Annotated in this window: 1 protein-coding gene; it reads left to right on the top strand. The window is 51.6% G+C overall.

Annotated elements, in window-relative coordinates:
* Positions 1-589: LysR family transcriptional regulator (locus tag R8O11_RS29615; RefSeq protein ID WP_318195178.1), on the top strand; the 589-nt coding region annotated here is incomplete at both ends.

Below are 589 nucleotides of genomic sequence, written 5' to 3'. Positions count from 1 at the left end.
AGTCGCGTTGCGTGTACTGATTGAAGAAAGCAGCGTCAGTAAGGCGGCAACTCGCCTTAATTTAAGCCAATCGGCGATGAGTCGTGTGTTAGGGCGATTACGCGATCTGCTTGGCGATCCGCTGTTTACGCGCCAAGGTCAGCACTTGATCCCAACCCAAAAAGCGCTAGAAATTGATCGCTCTTTAGGTGAACCGTTGGAATCGCTGCGCCAATTGTTGTCGCCCGTCGAGTTCGATCCTCAGCAGTGCGATCAGACGTTCACCATCGCGACCACGGACTACGCTATGCAAACCATTCTGCCGTTTGCTTTACCGCGCATTTATCAAGAAGCGCCGAATGTGTCGTTTAACTTTTTGCCTTTGCAGCATGACCGTTTATCCGATCAGTTGACTTATGAAGGGGCCGATCTCGCCATTTGTCGCCCAACTGGCCCCGTAGAGCCGCTGCGTAGCGAGATTCTTGGTCGCGTTGGAGTGTTGTGTTTACTGTCCAAACAGCATCCTTTGGCGAATCAAGAGATGAGTTTGGACGATTATTTGAGCCACCCTCACGCGATGATTGCCATCAGTGACGGAGTGAAAGCGTTG

The sequence above is a fragment of the Vibrio sp. 1288 genome (assembly GCF_033344475.1).
This window is presented reverse-complemented; position numbering and strand designations above follow the sequence as displayed.